The sequence below is a fragment of the Pyxidicoccus sp. M15 genome, from assembly GCF_056858435.1.
Map to the genome: position 1 here is coordinate 1,180,558 of NZ_CM166495.1, position 17,996 is coordinate 1,198,553.

A 17,996-nucleotide genomic window follows, 5' to 3' on the forward strand; every position below is an offset into this window, starting at 1 on the left:
ATGCGCTCGCGCCAGGCACGTGGACAGTCGCTGGTGGAGACGTCGCTGGCGTTGATGGTGTTCGTCACCATCCTCGTCTTCGGCATCTACTTCGCGGAGGTGGGGGCGCTGACGCTGAAGGTGCAGGAGGCCGCCAACTTCGCGATGTGGGACGCCACCGGGCGCGTGCTGCACGACCCGGCGGGAGGCGACTGGGGCAATCGCGGCGTGGTGGCGGACGCGGAGGCCGAGGCCACCGCGCGCTACGCGGACTTCGACGGGCGCGAGCGGATGGGCGGCACGGGCATGCCGATTCAGCAGGCGATTGCGCGGGCGCAGGCCATCCAGGTCGACTGCCGGCCGACGCTGGCCGCGGGCGTGCCGAGCCTCCCTCCGGAGTCCGCGGAGGTGGCGCCTGGAGAGTCCCCCCTGGGCGATGCGATGCGCGTGGGCACGGAGGGCATGGCGTGCACGGCGTCCTCGCGGATGCGGGGCGCGCGCATCGGCCGGTTCATGGAGGCGCAGTTCCAGGAGGCGCACCGCCGCGCGGCCTCGGTCTTCACCGTGTGCGCGGCGGGGCGTGCGACGAATGGCAGGTGCACGGGGCGCTTCTCGATGATGCTGGATGACTGGGGGCTGGCGGGCGTGGCGGAGGGGCGTTCGTGCCCGCTGAGCATCGACAGCGGAACGGAGTGCGCCAACGTGGACTACTACCGGTGGACGGAGCGCATCTACCGGGCCAACGGCGGTGGTGGTAGCGCGGGGTCCGCGCTCGCGGGGCTGGTGGGGGCGGAGTCCGTGAATGAGGACCAGTTCTTCATGAGCTTCCGTGGGGCGGAGGCCAACTACGAGGAGAACCTCGGCTCCACGCACGCGGGAGGACAGGCGCGCTGGGAAACGACGCCTTTCGAGGCGCCGAACGTCCCGAACTACAACGTGGGCCGGCGCAATCACTGGCTCGGGATGCCCCGGTGAGGCGGGCTGTCGTCGTGCTGTGCGGAGCGTGGCTCCTCGGCGCGGCGCCCCCGGCGCGGGGCGGTGCGGCGGAAGGAACGTTCATTCCGGGCAGGGCAGCCTCGAGCCCGGCGGCGTCGGGTTCGGTTGTGGCAGGTACCGCACCATCGGGTCGCCCGGTGGCGAGCAATTCGGCTCCCGGCCCGGCAACTCCGGCCCGCGCTGCGGCGCCGCGCACGCCTCCCGCTACTGACGGTGCGCCACGCTTCGCCTGGCCCCGGTTCCAGGTGCTTGAACACGTTGAGGCGAACGAAGTCATCGAGGCCGCCGGCATCCCGGTGGCCCTGCGCGCGGTGCGGGTGAAGGAGCGGCTGCCGGAAGTGGTGCAGCGCCTCGCGGATGCGTTCCGCGAAGGCGGGCTCCACATTCCTCCGGGCCCCGAGCAGCCCCAGCTCGCCAGCGGCGCGGTAATGCTCACCGCCGTCGATATGTTCAAGCGGCTGACGTACACCGCCATCGTCCAGCCGCAGCCGGACGGCACCACCTCGCTCTATCTCGGTGAGGCCAACCACATGCTGCGCCGCGAGCCCGTCGCCGCGGGGGACTTCGCGCCCCTGCCGCCCGGCGCGAGCCAGGTGCTGCGCGTGGGCGGCGAGAGCTCACGGACGATGGCCTTCCACGTCCCTCTGTCCGGCGCGGATGTGGACGCCTTCTACACGCGCGCCCTGGCCCAGCACGGCTGGCAGCGCAGTGACGAGGAGCAGGGCATCTTCACGCGCTCCGGCGAGGAGCTGCGCGTGGTGCACGAGCCGGGCGAGGGCGGCCTGCGCGCGGTGGTGCTCGTGTACCGAAGGGGCGCTGCCGCCGTCGTGAAGCCCGTGGCTCCCTGAGCTTTCCGCCCGCGCGGTCAGGCGCGCAGCTTCTCGCGCAGCGTCTTGGCACGGCCCTGCATGTCGGGGTCCATGCTGGTCAGCTCCACGGACTTCAGGCGCTGATCCAGGCTCTGCGGCACCTTCGTCTTGAGCTTGCCCTCCTCGGACATCACCTCGAGCTTCGCCAGCGCCTTGTCGACGATGCGCTCGCGCGGGTGGTCCAGGAGGCTGTCGAGGAAGTACGTGTCCTCGGGCAGCTCCGGGTACTTCTCCAGGTAGTCCACCACGGCCTTCACCCAGTCGGCGCGGGACTCCGAGTCCGCCACCTTCTGCATGGCCGCCTTCTGGGCCTTGCGCTTGCCTTCCGGGTCGAACGTCTTGGCGAGGCCCTCGGGCAGCTCGCCGCCGGTGAAGAGCGCGTCGGCGGCGGCCTTGTACTTCTGGTAGCTCGCGCTGCGCTCCAGCTTCTGCTGCGCGGGGTCATCCTGGCGGGAGGCGTACTTGCTGCCCTTGCCGCGCCCCGCGTCGATTTCACGCCAGCTCTTGTTCCGCTTCCCGGAGAAGCCGCCGCCGTTGTCGTCCTTGTCCTTGGCCATCCTTCATCTCCCCTTGCGCGCGCTCCACAGCGCCGCCAGTCCGCGACGGACGAGACGCCGCACCGCCTCCAGTTCCTGGGAGGACAGGGGCTGCTCCTCGTCCTGCTCCGCCTCGAAAAGCGCCTCGTCCGCGTAGGCCTGCAGCGGTTGGGGCAGTGGTGGAGCGTCCGTGTCCGCCTCCAGCGCCGCCAGGCTCACCGCGGTGAGTCCCGGCGGCCACCCCAGCTCCAGCATGGCGTACAGCTCGAAGAGCAGGTGGCGGGCGACTCCGTATCCTTCGTCCGTGAGCCCCGCCGCGTCAAGCGCGCCCAGCAGCGCGTCCTGGCGGTTCTCGAAGGAATGCGTGAGCCGTGTGCGCGACTTCTCGTCGTCTTCCAGGTAACGCCAGGCGGCCTCGACGAATTCGGCCGTGGGCTCCGCCGGGTGGAAGGGGGCGGGCGGCGTGGCCTTCACCTTCTTCGGGCGGGGCGGGCGCGGGCCCTCGTCCTCCAGCCGCACCCCCTTGCCCTCTTCCACCAAATCCCAGAGGCCCAGCAGGTTCTGGTACAGGCGCCGGGCGATTTCCGGCGAGGCGAAGCGCGGCTCCTCCTCGAAGAAGGTGGGGATGACGTCGCTGTAGGGCGTGCCATCGGCCCGGGCGGCCTGCATGCGGGCGAGCACCTCGGCGGTATCCAACGGGCTGCCGGCCAGGTCGAGCAGTCCGTCGAGCGTCTGCGCGCCCTCGAACTGGCGTTGGAAGTCAGCACCTCTGTCACGGGAGCGGCTCATGGTGGAGGGGACGCTAACCACACCGGGCGAGCGGGCGCACGCAGCTTCAGTGTTCGCCGGGCCACTCGCCCATCAGCGCGTCCTGGTGCTCCTTCGGGTTGGTGGGCCATGCGTAGTCCTCGGGCACGTGGCCGCCGCCGTGCGCGGCCTGTCCGTCCCAGCTCACCTGGCCGCGCAGGAAGTCTTCGGAGTCCTCCCCCGTCACCGCCCGGCGGTTGGCGGGAAGGGTGAAGGGCGCGTCGATGGGCTCTTTGGGGATGATGATGGCCATGGGGGACTGCCTCCGAGGAGGCCTGGGCGCGCGCGGATGTCCGCTGTCACACGCGGCCAGTGTCCTCCTGTCCTTGGCAAACCTAGGCAGGCGCCGTGGCGGAGAGGAGCGTGTGGAGCCGGGCAGCCGAGGGCCAGGCCGTCTTCCGTTTCCGGCCCGTCGCTCCTAAACGGCCGATCGCGATGTTCGCACGACCTCAGGCGGTGCGCCTGAGGTCCCCTCGGCGCAGGCTTGGACTGGCAGAGCGCTGGGCGTTGCGTCCGGAGAGGTAGGCCTGCACCCGCTCCATGAGGCGGGCCAGGGTGCGGCAGCGGTGATTGCGGGTGACGTTGGCGTGCAGGTCCAGCCACACCCTCTCGATGCGGTTGCCCTCCGGGCAGTACGGCGGCAGGAAGTGGAGCACGATGCGCCCGCCCAGCTGCGCGAGCGCCTTGAGCGTCTTCTTGCTGCTGTGGACCGAGGCGTTGTCGAGGATGAGGTGGATGCGACGAGCCCGTCGGTACTCGCCCGCCAGGCGCCAGAGAAGCTGGATGAAGAGGTCACTGGCCTTGGACTTGCCCTCTATCCAGGTCAGCTTCCCCGTCCTCGCATTCAGAGCTCCGGCCAGATAGCGCTTCTGGTTGTTGCCGGGCGTCACCACCACCCGGCGCTGACCGGGCAGGCACCAGTCGCGTCCCACCTTGGGATTGAGGTGGATGTCCACCTCGTCCACGTAGAGCACCGGCTCCTCGGGCGGGGTGTACCTCTCCAGGCACTTCAACTCGTAGAGCCGGCGGCGGCGCTTCCACCCCGGCCAGGGGCACTGGACGATGGGTTTGGCTGCCTTGAGCCGCGCGCCGAGTGAGGCCAGAGCCCGGCCCATGGTCGCCACGGACACGCGCGGCATGCCTCGGCGCTCCAGCTCCAGGCTCAGCAACTCCCGCGTCCAGGTGGGCCGGCACCAACCCCAGTCCTCGGGCGTGCCCACCAGCACGCGCGAGAGCTTCTCGCGGAATCGGTCATCGACCTTGGGCTGGCCGTTGCCCTTTCGCCTGTCCCGGAGGGCTTCGCGCCCGCCTTCCCGGTAGCGACGCACGGCGCACACAACGGTGGAGGTGGCGCACCCCAGGAAGTGAGCCGCAGCGCTGCACGACTCGCCGCGCGCCACGGCGGCCACCGCCATGCACCGCCGCAGGGTGAGCGGGCAGCCGCTCAGCTCGCCCCAGCGTAGCAGCGCCTGGCGCTGCCGACGCTTCAACCAGAACCTACCCTTGCCCTTGGGCAGGGCCTTCTCGCTCTCAGGTTTTCTGCGCACACAGAGCCGAACGGGAAGTGCCCCTGCCGCCTCTTCCCGTCCGCTCCGCGCCTGCTCGCTCTCCAACCGCGATCGACGATCGCGAACGTTGGTTTACAACGGTGCTCGTGGAGGCTGATCGTGCGAAGCAAGTAGCGCAGCCCTGAATCGGTCCGTCCCGTGGCACAGGAGCAAGGCAGTGCGCTGCGGAGCCCACAAATTGGGACTATGGGCACTCCACTGTCGATGGACTTGAGACAACGCATTCTCGAGGCGTACCTGGCGCACGAAGAAACGTGGGAAGAACTTGCCAAGCGGTTTCGGGTAGGGGTCGCGACGGTTGATCGGCTCGTCGGCCGCTGGAAGCGCACCCACTCCATCGCTCCGCTGCGTCCTGGCCCGCGGCCCCACTATCGAATCCCGGATTCGCAACTCGCCAAGGTGAAGCGGCTGCTGGATGCCAGCCCCGACAGCACCACCCAGGAGATTGCGGATGCCTACGCCAAGGCGACAGGCGTACGGGTGAGCCGCCCTACCATGGGACGTGCCTTCCGGCGCCTGGGCTACACGCGTAAAAAAAGTCGCTCCTCGCCTCCGAGCGGCGGCTGGCGAAGAGTCGCCAGGCGCGACGGCGGTACCTGGATAAAGCCTCCGAGCTGAAGCCTTCGCAGCTCCACTTCATCGATGAGACCGCCGCCACCCTCACCATGACTCGCCGCTATGGGCGTGCTCAACGAGGGCAGCGAACACGCGGCTACGTACCGATGGGCCGTCGGCAGGTCCTCACGATGATTGGGGACCTGACGCTCCAGGGGATGGGGCCCGTGCTGACCTTCGAGGGCGCCACCAATAGCGAACGCTTCGAGACCTACGTCCGAGAGGGGCTACTTCCCGTCCTCAAGCCCGGCGACGTCGTTGTCTTGGACAACCTCAGCGCCCATCACCGTCCCGCAGTCGAGTCGCTCGTTCGCAGCCGCAAGGCCCATCTCCTCTTCCTGCCGCCTTACAGCCCCGACCTCAACCCCATCGAGTCGTGCTGGCTGAAGGTGAAGACGCGCCTGCGGGCCATCGGCGCGCGAACCCACGCCGCCCTCATCGAGGCCATGCGCGAGGCGCTCTCCACCGTGCGGCCGCAGGACGCGGCCGCCTGGTTCGCCTACTGCGGCTACCCGCCTCAACCGCCGTGATCACCGTGCTAGTCTCCGGCCTCACATGGCAGACAGTTCGGTGGAGACGTTGAGGACCGCGGTGCAGGCGCTCTACCGCGTCCACGCGGTGGAGGGCCCGCCGGGAGAGAACGGGCTGCGCACGGTGTGGCACCTGTGCCCCGACGGCGCGGAGCTGCTGTCGCTGGTGGACGGGGACGGGCGCGTGCAGCGGCAGGAGCTGACGCTGCTGGAGGACCACTACATCTGGGCCAGCGGGCAGGGCGTGCGCACCGCGAGCCTGGAGCGCGGGGGCGCCCAGAAGGCCGGCCCCGCGGTGGTGGTGAAGGCGGACCCGGAGCTCGTCCCGCAGCGGCTGCTCAAGGCCGCGTCGGCCATGGGCACGTACACGGGGCAGGACCGCTACATCATCCACATGCAGCGCGTGCTGGCGCTGGCGCGCGAGGGGCTGGAGCTGGCGGGCGGCGGAATCACCCCGGGACAGCGTCCGTCGGAGCCCACGCTGCCGTCGCTCCAGCCCGCGCCGCCGCCGGTTCAGCTCGCGTTCGGCCAGCCGCTGCCGGACGAGGTGCCGCCGCCGGTGGTGCGCAGGTCCGAGGGCCTGGTCATGGTGGCCGTGCTCGGCGTGGGCGTGCTGCTGGGGCTCGCCATCCTCGTGGTCATCCTGTTCGGCTGACGCGGCGCCTCGAAGCCGGGCAGGTGCACGCCCTGGCCGGCGGGAATGGCCACGGGCGCGCGCGCGGTGACGGAGCTCACCGGGTGCGCGTCCAGCACCAGCAGGGCCGCCACGGCCGCGGCGGGCACCAGCCGCGCGGACCAGCCCAGCGGCGAGTGCCCGTCACCCGCCGTGCGGCGCACGAGCAGGGTGAAGCCGAGCACCGCGAGCACGCCGGTGCAGGCCCAGCGCACGGTGCGCAGCCGCGCCGCCGCCTCGAGCCCCGCCGTCACCAGCTCCTGGCGTCCCGACTCGGGCACCTGCGCCAGGCCCGTGAGCAGCTCGAAGAGGTGCCGCGCCTCCATCGCGCCCACCAGCGCCACCGAGGCGAGCGACGCGCAGACGCCGCTGGCCAGCAGCAGGCCGCGCGCGCGGTGGCACGTGCACTCCTCCCGCGTCGCGTGGATGGGGCCGAAGCGCGCCAGCGCCAGCCCCAGGGCGAGGCCCAGCAGCAGCGCCGCGCTGGTGAAGGCGCCCAGAAGCCGCGGCGCCATGGCCTGCCCGGTGCTGGAGGCGAGCGCGACGCCGGCCTCCATCTCATCCAGGTGGGGGAGCACGGCGGTGGCGCGCTCCACGAGGACTTCCGTGCCCATCAACCCCAGCATCCACGGCAGCGTGGCCATGCCGAGCATCACCGCCAGCGGCACCTTGCGCTCCATGCCGGTGCTGGCGAGCGCCAGGGACAGCAGCGGCAGCTCCACCAGCAGCGCCAGCGCCACCAGCGCCGCGAATGGGCCGGCCGCGTCCACGGTGTGCCCCAGCTCCGTGGAGCCGTGCATCAGTGGTGCAAGTGTTAAGCACCACAGGAACACCGTGACAGGCACGGCCGACGCCACGGAGAGCCCGGGCGCGAGACGGAGCCGGAATGGAACGAGCATTTCCAGAGAGAGTAGTCTCTCCCGCTAAAACTGTGAATTCAGACCGGGGGACGACCGACCAGCCAGTAGACGACGCTGGCGAGGGCTCCCACCACGGGAGACACCAGCACACCCAGCAGGTAGAGCTTCGGACACCCGCCCTGGGCGCACCCGATGCGGCCGTGCTCGAGGGCGCCGCCGAGCAGCACCGACACGTGCATGCCGAGCAGGAAGACGCCCACGCCGCGCAGCACGAGGCCGCGGTACCAGGTGCGTGTCCACAGGCGGAAGACGACGGGGAGCAGGACGAGGGTGAGGGTGGCCGCGACGGCCAGCGCCAGGTGGCGGGCGGAGACGGCCACACACGCCAGCGCCGCGAGCGCCAGCGCGGGCACGAGCAGCAGCGCGTTGAGGGACAGGGGCTCCCGGAAACGCATGGGGACGGGTGCGACGGTGGCAGAGCGGGGAGGGTGAGGCAAGGACGGAGGCGGCGGGACACGGTGGGATGCATTACCCACTCGACTCCTCACCGCCTGCCAACTACGAATACGGGCACCTGTCCGCCGCTAGATTTCGGGTGCTCCCCATGAGCACGACCTCCAATCCGCCCAGCGACCCACCCATCTTTCACATCACCCATGTGGACAACCTCCCAGGCATCCTCCAGGCCGGTGGGTTGTGGTGCGACGCGCAGCGGATTGTCCAGAATCTGGGGAACAGGAACATCGGTCACCTCCACATCAAACAGCGCCGATTGAGCCGCCCCGTGACGACTGCTGCTGGCGGCATGTTGGGGGACTACGTTCCATTCAACTTCTGCCCGCGCTCCGTCATGCTGTTCGCGGTTCACTGCGGGCATCAGGACTACAACGGCAGCCAGGGAGAAATCGTCCACCTTGTCAGTTCAGTTTCGCGTGCCATGGCGCTCGGCCGGCCCTGGGCCTTCACGGATCGACATGCGGAGTTGGCGCACGCGCTACATTTTGACGACATCCAGAAGTTGAACGAGGTGCCCTGGCACGTGATGCGGCAGAAGTACTGGAGTGCGGTCAAGGAAGAGCGGCAGGCGGAGTTCCTCGTTCACGACTTCTTCCCCTGGAGTTCGGTGATGGAAGTGGCGGTCCACTCAGAGGCGCTTGCGGCCAGGGTCCGCTCGGTCCTCGGGGGAGCGGCCCACCAGCCGACAGTCACCATCAAGCCCGAGTGGTATTACTGAGATGCCATGACGATTGAACGCGGCCATGGAAACCTGCTGGCAGCCGACGTGGATGCCCTCGTCAACACGGTGAATACCGAGGGCGTCATGGGGAAGGGCCTCGCCCTGCAGTTCAAGAAGGCCTTCCCTGAGAACTTCACGGCCTATGAGCGCGCCTGCAAGGCAGGTGAGGTCGTTCCCGGGCGAATGCACATCGTGCGGCGACTGGCGTCTCCCCGGTTCATCATCAACTTCCCCACGAAGAAACACTGGCGGCAGCCGTCGAAGCTTCAATACATCCGCGAGGGTATGCACGACCTCGCCGCACGGGTGCGCGAGCTCGGCATCCAGTCCATCGCCGTCCCTCCATTGGGGTGTGGCAACGGTGGGCTCCCATGGGCTGACGTAAGGCCCATCATCGTCCAGGCCTTTGAGTCCCTGCCCGAGGTTCGCGTGCTCCTCTTCGAGCCCGCCGACGCACCCGCGGCAGCGGACATCATCGACCGCCGCGAGAAACCATCAATGACCTCCGGGCGGGCCGCCGTGATTGCCCTGATGGGACGCTACGTTGAGACGGGCTACGACTACAGGCTCTCGCTCGTCGAGGTGCAGAAGCTCGCGTATTTCCTCCAAGAGGCGGGGGAGCCGCTGGGGCTGGAGTACCAGGCGCACCACTACGGGCCCTATGCGGACACGCTGCGCAAGGCCTTACGGAACATGGAGGGACACTACACACGGGGGCTCGGTGACGGAAAGAACAGCCCGGAGACCCCGCTGGAGCTCATGTCCAACGCGGTCGAAGCCGCTCGGGCCTTCCTCGCGAGTCGGCCCGAGTCAGGCGCGAGGCTCGAGCGGGTGGCTCGGCTCATCGAGGGCTTCGAGACCCCATTCGGGATGGAATTGCTCGGCACCGTACACTGGGTCATGCGGCGCGAGGTCAACGCTGACGACGTGGACGCCGTCGTCGCGAAGGTTCATTCCTGGAGTGAGCGGAAGCGCTCCCAGATGAAGAGCGGGCATGTCCGTGCCGCGTGGACGCGATTGCGCGAGCAGGGGTGGGGAGCAACCGTCTCGGCCTGACGCGCCTCACGCCGCCACAGCGCCCTCGCCGAGCAACTGCGTGTACCGCCCGCGCAGCGCGAGCAGCTCCGCGTGGGTGCCGGCCTCCACCACCCGGCCGCCCTCCACCACGGCAATCACATCCGCGTCGCGCACCGTGGACAGCCGGTGTGCAATCACCAGCACCGTGCGCCCCTTCATCAGCGCCGCCAGGCCCGCGCCCACCGCGGCCTCGCTCGCCGCGTCCAGCGCGCTCGTGGGCTCGTCCAGCAGCAGCACCGACGGCCGGCACAAGAACGCGCGCGCCAGCACCATCCGCTGACGCTGGCCTCCGGACAGCCGGCTGCCGCGCTCCCCCACCGGCTCATCCAGCCCGCCCGGCAGCGAGCGCACGAAGTCGTCCGCGTGCGCCAGCCGCAGCGCCTCCCACAACTCCGCGTCCGTCGCCTCCGGCCGGCCCAGCCGCAGGTTGTGGCGCACCGTCCCGGAGAAGAGCACCGGCTCCTGCGGCACCCACGCCATCTGCCCGCGCACGCTCGACGGCTTCAGCCCCGACAGCGGCGCGCCGTCCCACAGCACCCGTCCGCCCGACGCGGGCAGGAAGCCCAGAAGCACCGAGAACAGCGTCGTCTTCCCCGCGCCCGACGGGCCCACCAGCGCCACGCGCTTGCCCGCGGGCACCACCAGGTCCACCCCGCGCAGCGCCTCGCGCCCGTCCTGGTAGGTGGCACGCACGCCCTCCAGCACCAGCGCCTGGGACAGCGGAGCCGCCACGTCTCCCACGTCGGGCGGCGCCGGCTCGTCCGCGAGGGCAAAAAGCCGCTCCGCCGCCGCCAGCCCCGTCAGCACCTGGGAGAACGTGCCGCTCAGCGACTTCACCGGCTGGTACAGGAGCAGCGCCGCGGCCATGAAGGACAGGAGCCTTCCCGCCAGCGCCGGGTCCGCCGCCACCGCGCGCGCGCCCCACGCCACCGCCATGGCCACCCCGGCGATGCCGAGCAGCTCCACCGTGGGGCTCACCGCGCCGCGCAGGAACAGCGAGCGGCGCATCTCCGCCAGGTAGCGCTCCGCCTCGCCCTCGAAGGTCTCCACCGCCCGCGCCTGGCCGCCATAGGCCTGCACCACCGGCAGGTTCTGCAGCTGCTCCGCCGTCAGCGCCGTCAGCGCCCCCAGCCGCTGCTGCGAGCGCGCCGCCACTTTCTTGAGCGAGCGGGCGAAGCGGTTGATGGGCAGCACGGTGACGGGCACCACGATGAACGTGAAGAGGAAAAGTGTTCCATCGATGAGGAAGCAGGTGACCAGCAGGGAGACAATCTGCAGCCCGTCCTTGATGTAGGACGTGAGCGCCTGCGTCACGGAGAACTCCACCAGCGGAACCTCCGAGGTGAAGCGCGTGAGCAGCTCTCCCGAGTGACGCCGCTCGAAGAACGCGGGCGGTTGTCCGAGCAGCCGGCCGTAGAGGAACCCTCTCAGGTCCGCCATCACCCGCTGGCCCAGCCGCTGCATCAGCCCACCCTGGAGGAACTGGGCCGTGGCCTTCACCAGCGCTACCAGCACCACCAGCAGGGGCAGCCGCTCGAGCAGCGCGTCTCCCGGCAGTGACACCCCGGCCACCGTGATGGGCTCACCGGTGAGCACCGCGCGCAAGAGCGGGCCCACCACCCAGGCATAGGCGGAGGTGGCCGCCGCGGCGACGAGGGACGCGCCCACTCCCGCCGCGAGCAGCGGGCGGTACGGACGCAGGTAGCCGAGGAGCCGGCGGTAGACGTGGGGAGAGGGTCTTGGAGCCACTGTGTTCGGTGGCGCACTCTGTCACCGAGTCGCCGCAACGTCCAAGGCCAGGAGGCACACCTTCCTACATGCCCTGCTGCCTGCCCTGCCTCCTGCCACCGAGAGCAGGCAGCCCAGTTCCGTTGCTCCCTCACATCCCTGCGGACAGCTTCATGGGAGCCATGGAAACCAATAACGAAAAAGAGGCCCTGTTCAATCCGGGCTGTGAGCCGGTGGTAGAGGACGAGGAGCGCCGGCGGCTCCTGTGGCTCATGGCCGAGTACTTCCGCACCATCGGGTACACGGACATCAAGGCCCGCCTCCCCGGCTTCATGCCACCGCCCATCCTGTCAGGCACCATCGAGGACCACCGCCCCGACTTCACGTGCCGGCAGTCGGACTCGGCCCGCACGCCCATCATCCTGGAGATCGTCACCCCGCACATGGTGGACGACCCGACGGCGGAGAACCGGTGGAGCCTGCTCGCCAGCGCCGCGAAGCTCTACAACGCGGAGCTGCACTTCGTCGTGCCCAAGTGGTCCATCAACGGACCGGTCGACCCGGGGCTCAAACGCCGGCTGGCTCGCATGGAGCTGACGGCCAACCGCGTCTGGACTGTCTAGGTTGCACCCCTGGATTGCTGGTGCGTTTCGCTGCGTTATAGTGGCTCAGAGTTCTACGCGTCAGCGAAAAGTCCAGCAAATTCCAGGGGTTGTAACCGATGGCAGGTGCGGCGGGTCAGAAGCGCGACTACTACGAGGTCCTGGGCGTCCAGAAGGCGGTCTCCGCGCAGGAGCTCAAGAGCGCGTTCCGCAAGGTGGCGCTCCAGTACCACCCGGACCGCAACCCGGGGAACCACGAGGCCGAGGAGAAGTTCAAGGAAGCCTCGGAAGCGTATGAAGTGCTGAGCGACCCCGAGCGGCGGGCGAAATACGACCGCTTCGGGCACGCGGGCAACCCCTTCGAGGGCTTCGGCGGCGCCGGGGGCGGCGGCTTCCAGGGCGTCAACATCAACGACATCTTCGGCGAAATCTTCGGCGACATCTTCGGGGGCGCCCGGGGCGGCCGCCGGACGAGCGCGCGGGGCGCCGACCTTCGCTACAACCTCGAAATCACCTTCGAGGAGGCGGCCTTCGGCTGCCGGCCCAAAGTCACCATTCCGCGGCCGAAGAAGTGCGAGACGTGCACGGGCTCGGGCAGCAAGAGCGGCGCCGGCCCCCGGCCGTGCTCCACGTGCGGCGGCGCGGGCGAGGTGCGCTACACGCAGGGCTTCTTCGCGGTGTCCCGTCCGTGCGGTGACTGCGGCGGCACCGGCGCCGTGGTGCCGGACCCGTGCCCGCGCTGCAAGGGAAGTGGCAAGGTGCCCTCCGAAGAGGTCATCGAGGTGGCCATCCCGGGCGGCGTGGACAACGGCACGCGCGTGCGCCTGGGCGGCATGGGCGAGCCCGGAGACCGCGGCGGCCCCGCCGGCGACCTCTACGTCACCGTCATCGTGAAGGAGCACCCGCTCTTCCAGCGCGAGGAGTACGAGGTCTTCTGCGAGGTGCCCATCTCCTTCACCCAGGCGGCGCTGGGCGCGAAGATCGACGTCCCCACGCTCGACGGGAAGGTGAAGATGACCATTCCGTCCGGCACCCAGTCCGGCAAGGTGTTCCGGCTCAAGAGCAAGGGCATCCCCCACCTGCACAGCCAGCAGCGCGGAGACCAGCACGTGCGCGTGGTGGTGGAGACGCCCACGGAGCTGAGCTCGAAGCAGCGTGAGCTGCTGGAGAAGTTCGCCGAGGCCGCGGGCGAGGAGTCCCACCCGCAGTCCAAGAGCTTCTTCGCCAAGGTGAAGGAGCTGTTCGGCTGAGGACGTGATGCGGGCGTCGGGCCGCGCCGGGCGTGGCCCCCAAGCCGCGCAATCGTGAAGCAGCCGACGTCCGCACGGCAGGCGGGCACGGGTACGGGCGCTGCAGGGGGGAGGGGTTTCCCAGAGGAATCTTCCCCCCGCTCCGTTGTCGACGGATGCCGCACCCCACTGCTATGCACGCCCCTGCCATGGACGTCCCATCTCTGCTGCGCCGCTCGCTCGCCGTCGCGCTGGCCCTGTCGTTGACGGCCTGCCCCAACCGGACCACCCGCACCCCGCCCGCTGGCGACGGCACCGGCACGGAAGACGTCCCCACGGGGGACCCGTTCCCCAAGCGCCCCTCGCTGGAGGCGAAGAAGGACGCCGCGGCGGACGCGGCGCTGGCCCAGGCGGCGCAGACGGCCCAGGCCGCCCCGGACAAGAAGAAGGCCGCCGAGGCCTTCCTCTCGGTGCGCAAGGCGTACCCCGCCACCACCGCGGGCCAGGAGGCCCTCTACCGCGCGGGCGTCCTCTTCTACGAGTCGAAGGACTTCGTCAACGCGCGCAAGTCCTTCAACGAGCTGCTCTTCGAGAACCCGCTCTATCCGCAGGCGGATGACGCCAAGCACAAGCTGGCCCTGTCCGCGATGGAGGTGGGCGCCTACCGCGACGCGTACCAGACGCTGTCCAGCCTCGCCGAGCGCGCCGAGGGCGCCGAGAAGGAGCGGCTCCAGGCCGAGGCCGCGCGCGCCGCCGCGGGCGCCGGGCTGTACGGGCAGGCGCTGACGCTGGCGGTGGAGCAGGCCGGCCAGGCGCAGAGCGCCGAGGAGCAGGCCGCCGCGGTGGCCCGCGTGGAGTCGCTGGTGGAGGGCCGCGCGGACTTCGTGGACATCGCCCGCGTGGCGGAGGGGCTGTCCCCGTCCAACCCGGCGTGGCCCGTCATCACCTTCAAGCTGGCGCGCGTCTACTACCACCTGCGCGACTGGACGCGGCTGGAGGAGACGCTGAACCGCTTCCTCGCGCAGGCGCCGGGCCATGCCTTCGCGCCGCAGGCCCGGGAGCTGCTGGCCCGCGCCACCCGCCGCGTGGAGGCGAAGCCGCGCACGGTGGGCGTGCTGCTGCCCATGACGGGCCGCTACCAGCCCATTGGCGAGGCGGTGCTGCGCGGCATCCAGCTGGGGCTGGAGGGCAGCAACGTGGAGCTGGTGGTGAAGGACACGCAGGGCGACGTCAACAAGACGGGCCAGGCCATGGAGCAGCTCGCCTTCGACGACGGCGCCATCGCCGTGCTCGGGCCGCTGCTCGGGGACGACACCAAGCGCGCGGCGCTGGTGGCGGAGGAGCTGCAGGTCCCGCTGCTCACCATGAGCCGCCAGGAGGGCGTCACCGACCTGGGCACGTACGTCTTCCGCAACATGCTCACCAACACCGCGCAGGCGGACGCCATCGTCGACTACGCGATGAACGTGAAGGGCTACAAGCGCTTCGCGGTGCTGTACCCCAACATCCCCTACGGCGTGGAGCTGGCGGACACCTTCTGGGATGAAGTGGTGGCGCGCGGCGGCGCCATCCGCGGCGCGGAGCGCTACGCGCACGACCAGACGACCTTCACCACCGAGGCCAAGAAGCTGGTGGGCCGCTACTACCTCGAGGACCGCGGCGACTACGTGGGCGGCGTGCGCGACCTCCAGGGCGAGCAGCTGGACGCGTACCGCCGCCGCAAGGCGCTGGAGAAGGTGAAGGCGGGCGTGGAGCCCATCATCGACTTCGACGCCATCTTCATGCCGGACGACTGGCGCCGCGTCAGCCTGGTGGCCCCGGCGCTCGCGGTAGAGGACATCGTCACCAACGCGTGTGACCCGCGGGATTTGGAGCGCATCCGCAAGACGACGGGCAAGAAGGAGCTGAAGACGGTGACGCTCTTCGGCGCCAACCAGTGGAGCAGCCCGAAGGGGCGCTCGGGGCTGCCGGAGCTGGTGGAGCGCGGCGGCAAGTTCGTCACCTGCTCGGTGTACGTGGACGGCTTCTTCGTGGACTCGCAGCGCCCGGCCACGCGCCGCTTCGTGCAGGCCTATCGCGCCGAGTACAAGGAGGACACGGGCAAGGACCCGGGTCTGCTGGAGGCCATCGGCTATGACTCCGGCCGCATGCTGCGCCAGCTCATCGAGAAGAAGGAGGGCGCGCCGCGCACCCGCGCGGAGATGCGCGACGCGCTGGCCGGCCTGAAGGACTTCGACGGCGCCACCGGCCGCACCTCCTTCAACGAGAAGCGCGAGGCGGTGAAGCAGCTGTTCCTGCTGTCCATCGACAACAAGGGCATCACCGAAATCAACGTGGACAAGGAGAAGGCGGCCGCGGCCTCGGGAGGCTCGGGCTCATGAAGCCGGGCCAGCGGATGGCGGCGCTGCTGGCCTTCGGGTGGCTGGCGGCGGGGGCGGGCTGCGCGCACGCGCCGCCGAAGCTGGCGCCGGACGTGGAAGCGCGGCTGACGGCGACGCCGGGCGGCTACCTCTCCGGCGGCGTGGTGGGGGTGGAGGAGGAGGCCATCCTCAACCGGCGGGACTTCATCTGGGGCCTGGCCTTCTCGCCCAGGGGCGGGCGCATGGCGTACACGCGGCTGGGCTCCAAGTTCTACTTCCTGTCGCTCTGGTCGCTGGGGCCTCCGCTGCAGCCGCTCGCGGATCCGCAAATCAATCCGTACGAGTTCGACGTGGAGGGCGTGGCCTTCTCGCCGGACGGTGCGCTGGTAGCCACGGCGGGCAAGGACGGGGTGGTGCGCCTGTTCGACGCGGCCACCGGCGCGCTGCGCGGGGAGCGCCGCACCGAGGAGCCGCTGGGCGCGGTGGCCTTCCACCCGGACGGGAAGTGGCTGGTGGCGGGCAGCCTCAAGGGGCTGTTGACGGTGCTGTCGGCGCCGGAGCTGGAGTACGCCTCGGAGGAGCGCGGCCACGTGGGCGTGGTGAGCGCGCTGGCCTTCTCGCCGGACGGGACGTTGTACTCGGGCGGCTGGGACAAGCACCTGCGCGCCTGGCGCACGGGCGTGGAGACGGTGCGGCCCGGCGTGGCGCGCGTGCGCTTCGAGCGGCGCGAGGGCTCCGTGGTGCTGAATGGCACGGTGAATGTGAAGGCGCCCGTGTCCCTCTCTCTGGATGCGCGCGTGCCGGCCGTCATCCTCACCAGCGCGGCGGCCACCGCGGCGGGCATCGACGTGGCCTTCCTCAAGGAGACGCTCAACCTCCCCGGCGCGCTGGGCACCACCGCGGCGCGGCTGGCGCGCAACCAGTCGCTGCGCTTCAAGTCACTGGTGCTGGAGGGCCTGGACGTCGCGGTGTGTGACTCGTGCGTGCCCAAGGGCAGCCAGGGCGTGCTGGGCAGTCCCTTCACGGACCGCGTGGAGGTGGCCTTCGACGAAGTCACCCAGGAGGCCATCCTCACGTTGAAGGGCGCGGCGCCGGACGGCGCGCGCGCGGTGGACACGCTGGTGCTGTCGCCGCGCTCGGACTTCACCTTCCCGGCCCACGTGAGCGACGTCACCGTGGACGCGCGCGGGCAGCGGCTGGGCGTGGGCCTCTCGGAGCAGCTCCCCGAGCGCAACCGGGCCGTGTACGAGCGCGAGAAGAAGAAGGTGGAAGAGCCGCAGGGCCCCTTCAACACGGGCGCGCTGGTGGATGCGCAGTCGGGGCAGGTGCTGCACAAGTGGCCGCTGCACCGGGGCGTGGTGTCCAGCGCGGCCATCTCCCCGGATGGGCGCTCGCTGGCCACGGGCGGCTGGGACAGCAAGGTGTACCTCTTCACCGAGGGCTCCGACGCCGCGCGGGCCGAGCACGGGTTCAGCTGGTCCGTGCGCCGGGTGCGCTTCAGCGCGGACGGGCGCTACGTGGGGGTGGCCGCGTGGACGCCGCAGGTGGCCAGCAGCAGCGGCGACAGTGAGCCGGCCGCGGTGCTGCTCGGCGTGCGCTACGCGGAGCCCTCCATCGAGGGCGCCGCCGCGCCTCAGTAGTTGAGGTAGATGGCGCTCCTGGGCACGCCGCGCGCCTGGAGCGTGGCCTTCACGCCCTGCACCATCTCCGACTGGCCGCACAGGAAGGCCACCTCGTCCCGCAGGGGCTCCTCGCCCAGGTGCGCCTGCACGTAGCCGGTGAGGCCCTGCCACCCGCTGGCGCCGGGCTGGCTGACGGTGCGCACCACGCGGATGCCGCCGGCCTCCCACTCGTGCAGCTCATCCGAGTACGCGAAGGCGCTCGGCGTGCGCGCGCCGAAGAAGAGCGTCACGCGGCCGTAGGCGTCTCGTTCGCCGCGGATGCTGGCGATGACGGAGCGGATGGCGGAGATGCCGGAGCCGGTGGCGAAGAGGAGCAGGTCATGCCCCCGGGCGCGCTCCAGCGGGAAGCCCTTGCCCTCGGGCGCTGTCACGTCCACCCGGTCGCCGGGCCGCAGGCGGATGAGGGCGTCCGGCAGCGGGCTGCCGTCCTTGAGGAGGAACTCCCACTGCGTCCCCCGGGGGTCGGGCGGGGAGGCGATGGCGAAGATGCCCTCTTCCTGGCCGGGCAGGCGCAGGCGGACGTATTGCCCGGGGTGCGCGTGGGTACCCACCAGGGGTGTCCCCTGGATGTCGAGCACGAGGTCGGTGAGGCCATCGGCGGCGGGCGAGGTGTCGGAGACGGTGGCCGGGTGCCAGTGGGGCATGGTG

Annotated in this window: 18 protein-coding genes and 1 pseudogene; 12 read left to right on the top strand and 7 right to left on the bottom strand. The window is 70.4% G+C overall.

Features of this window, described 5'->3' with window-relative positions:
• Complete coding sequence (locus ACX9TP_RS04750) at positions 1-954, top strand: hypothetical protein (protein ID WP_482978518.1); 954 nt, start codon at positions 1-3, stop codon at positions 952-954.
• 266 nt (positions 955-1,220) lie between these two features.
• Positions 1,221-1,823, top strand: coding sequence for a hypothetical protein (locus ACX9TP_RS04755; RefSeq protein WP_482978519.1), 603 nt, complete (start codon positions 1,221-1,223; stop codon positions 1,821-1,823).
• 17 nt (positions 1,824-1,840) lie between these two features.
• On the opposite strand, the gene ACX9TP_RS04760 is transcribed toward ACX9TP_RS04755, so the two are convergent.
• From ACX9TP_RS04760 to ACX9TP_RS04775, 4 genes are all read right to left on the bottom strand, one after another.
• On the bottom strand, positions 1,841-2,401 hold the full coding sequence (locus ACX9TP_RS04760; protein ID WP_482978520.1) for a hypothetical protein: 561 nt from the start codon (positions 2,399-2,401) through the stop codon (positions 1,841-1,843).
• A 3-nt stretch (positions 2,402-2,404) separates the two neighbouring features.
• Positions 2,405-3,169 carry a hypothetical protein gene (locus ACX9TP_RS04765; protein ID WP_482978521.1) on the bottom strand — a complete coding sequence of 255 codons (765 nt, stop codon included), beginning with the start codon at positions 3,167-3,169 and terminating at the stop codon, positions 2,405-2,407.
• 46 nt (positions 3,170-3,215) lie between these two features.
• A complete protein-coding gene (locus ACX9TP_RS04770) occupies positions 3,216-3,440 on the bottom strand; it encodes a hypothetical protein (protein ID WP_482978522.1) in 225 nt (74 codons plus the stop codon).
• Positions 3,441-3,636: 196 nt separating this feature from the next.
• Positions 3,637-4,677 carry an IS630 family transposase gene (locus tag ACX9TP_RS04775; protein WP_482978523.1) on the bottom strand — a complete coding sequence of 347 codons (1,041 nt, stop codon included), beginning with the start codon at positions 4,675-4,677 and terminating at the stop codon, positions 3,637-3,639.
• Positions 4,678-4,959: 282 nt separating this feature from the next.
• On the opposite strand from ACX9TP_RS04775, the pseudogene ACX9TP_RS04780 reads away from it, so the two are divergent.
• The 4 genes and pseudogenes from ACX9TP_RS04780 to ACX9TP_RS04795 form a co-directional block, all read left to right on the top strand.
• Positions 4,960-5,058, top strand: a pseudogene (locus ACX9TP_RS04780) (hypothetical protein); the annotation flags it as partial.
• A gap of 96 nt (positions 5,059-5,154) precedes the next feature.
• The gene (locus ACX9TP_RS04785) at positions 5,155-5,373 is read left to right on the top strand and encodes a winged helix-turn-helix domain-containing protein (protein ID WP_482982373.1); all 219 of its coding nucleotides are present in this window, start codon (positions 5,155-5,157) and stop codon (positions 5,371-5,373) included.
• A complete protein-coding gene (locus ACX9TP_RS04790) occupies positions 5,370-5,900 on the top strand; it encodes an IS630 family transposase (protein WP_482982159.1) in 531 nt (176 codons plus the stop codon). Before ACX9TP_RS04785 ends, ACX9TP_RS04790 begins: the two co-directional genes overlap by 4 nt.
• 25 nt (positions 5,901-5,925) lie before the next feature.
• Entirely contained in the window at positions 5,926-6,555 is a 630-nt protein-coding gene (locus tag ACX9TP_RS04795; protein WP_482978524.1) for a hypothetical protein, read from the top strand.
• A 955-nt stretch (positions 6,556-7,510) separates the two neighbouring features.
• Here ACX9TP_RS04795 and ACX9TP_RS04800 read toward each other — a convergent pair.
• Complete coding sequence (locus ACX9TP_RS04800) at positions 7,511-7,888, bottom strand: hypothetical protein (RefSeq protein WP_482978525.1); 378 nt, start codon at positions 7,886-7,888, stop codon at positions 7,511-7,513.
• Positions 7,889-8,037: 149 nt separating this feature from the next.
• On the opposite strand from ACX9TP_RS04800, the gene darT reads away from it, so the two are divergent.
• Both darT and darG read left to right on the top strand, forming a co-directional pair.
• Complete coding sequence (darT, locus tag ACX9TP_RS04805) at positions 8,038-8,667, top strand: type II toxin-antitoxin system toxin DNA ADP-ribosyl transferase DarT (RefSeq protein ID WP_482978526.1); 630 nt, start codon at positions 8,038-8,040, stop codon at positions 8,665-8,667.
• A gap of 6 nt (positions 8,668-8,673) precedes the next feature.
• Positions 8,674-9,726: a type II toxin-antitoxin system antitoxin DNA ADP-ribosyl glycohydrolase DarG gene (gene darG / locus ACX9TP_RS04810; RefSeq protein ID WP_482978527.1), complete on the top strand. Its 1,053-nt coding sequence runs from the start codon at positions 8,674-8,676 to the stop codon at positions 9,724-9,726.
• A gap of 6 nt (positions 9,727-9,732) precedes the next feature.
• On the opposite strand, the gene ACX9TP_RS04815 is transcribed toward darG, so the two are convergent.
• The gene (locus ACX9TP_RS04815; RefSeq protein WP_482978528.1) at positions 9,733-11,496 is read right to left on the bottom strand and encodes an ABC transporter ATP-binding protein; all 1,764 of its coding nucleotides are present in this window, start codon (positions 11,494-11,496) and stop codon (positions 9,733-9,735) included.
• Positions 11,497-11,657: 161 nt separating this feature from the next.
• Here ACX9TP_RS04815 and ACX9TP_RS04820 point away from each other — a divergent pair, with 161 nt between their 5' ends.
• From ACX9TP_RS04820 to ACX9TP_RS04835, 4 genes are all read left to right on the top strand, one after another.
• Positions 11,658-12,098, top strand: coding sequence for a hypothetical protein (locus tag ACX9TP_RS04820; RefSeq protein WP_482978529.1), 441 nt, complete (start codon positions 11,658-11,660; stop codon positions 12,096-12,098).
• Between the two features lie 98 nt (positions 12,099-12,196).
• Complete coding sequence (gene dnaJ, locus ACX9TP_RS04825) at positions 12,197-13,327, top strand: molecular chaperone DnaJ (protein WP_482978530.1); 1,131 nt, start codon at positions 12,197-12,199, stop codon at positions 13,325-13,327.
• A gap of 188 nt (positions 13,328-13,515) precedes the next feature.
• Positions 13,516-15,687 carry an ABC transporter substrate-binding protein gene (locus ACX9TP_RS04830; protein ID WP_482978531.1) on the top strand — a complete coding sequence of 724 codons (2,172 nt, stop codon included), beginning with the start codon at positions 13,516-13,518 and terminating at the stop codon, positions 15,685-15,687.
• Positions 15,684-17,306, top strand: a complete 1,623-nt coding sequence (locus ACX9TP_RS04835) for an aspartyl protease family protein (protein WP_482978532.1) — start codon at positions 15,684-15,686, stop codon at positions 17,304-17,306. Before ACX9TP_RS04830 ends, ACX9TP_RS04835 begins: the two co-directional genes overlap by 4 nt.
• Here ACX9TP_RS04835 and ACX9TP_RS04840 read toward each other — a convergent pair.
• Positions 17,300-17,992, bottom strand: a complete 693-nt coding sequence (locus ACX9TP_RS04840; RefSeq protein WP_482978533.1) for a ferredoxin reductase domain-containing protein — start codon at positions 17,990-17,992, stop codon at positions 17,300-17,302. The two genes, ACX9TP_RS04835 and ACX9TP_RS04840, sit on opposite strands and share 7 nt — an antisense overlap.
• Positions 17,993-17,996: the final 4 nt, after the last annotated feature.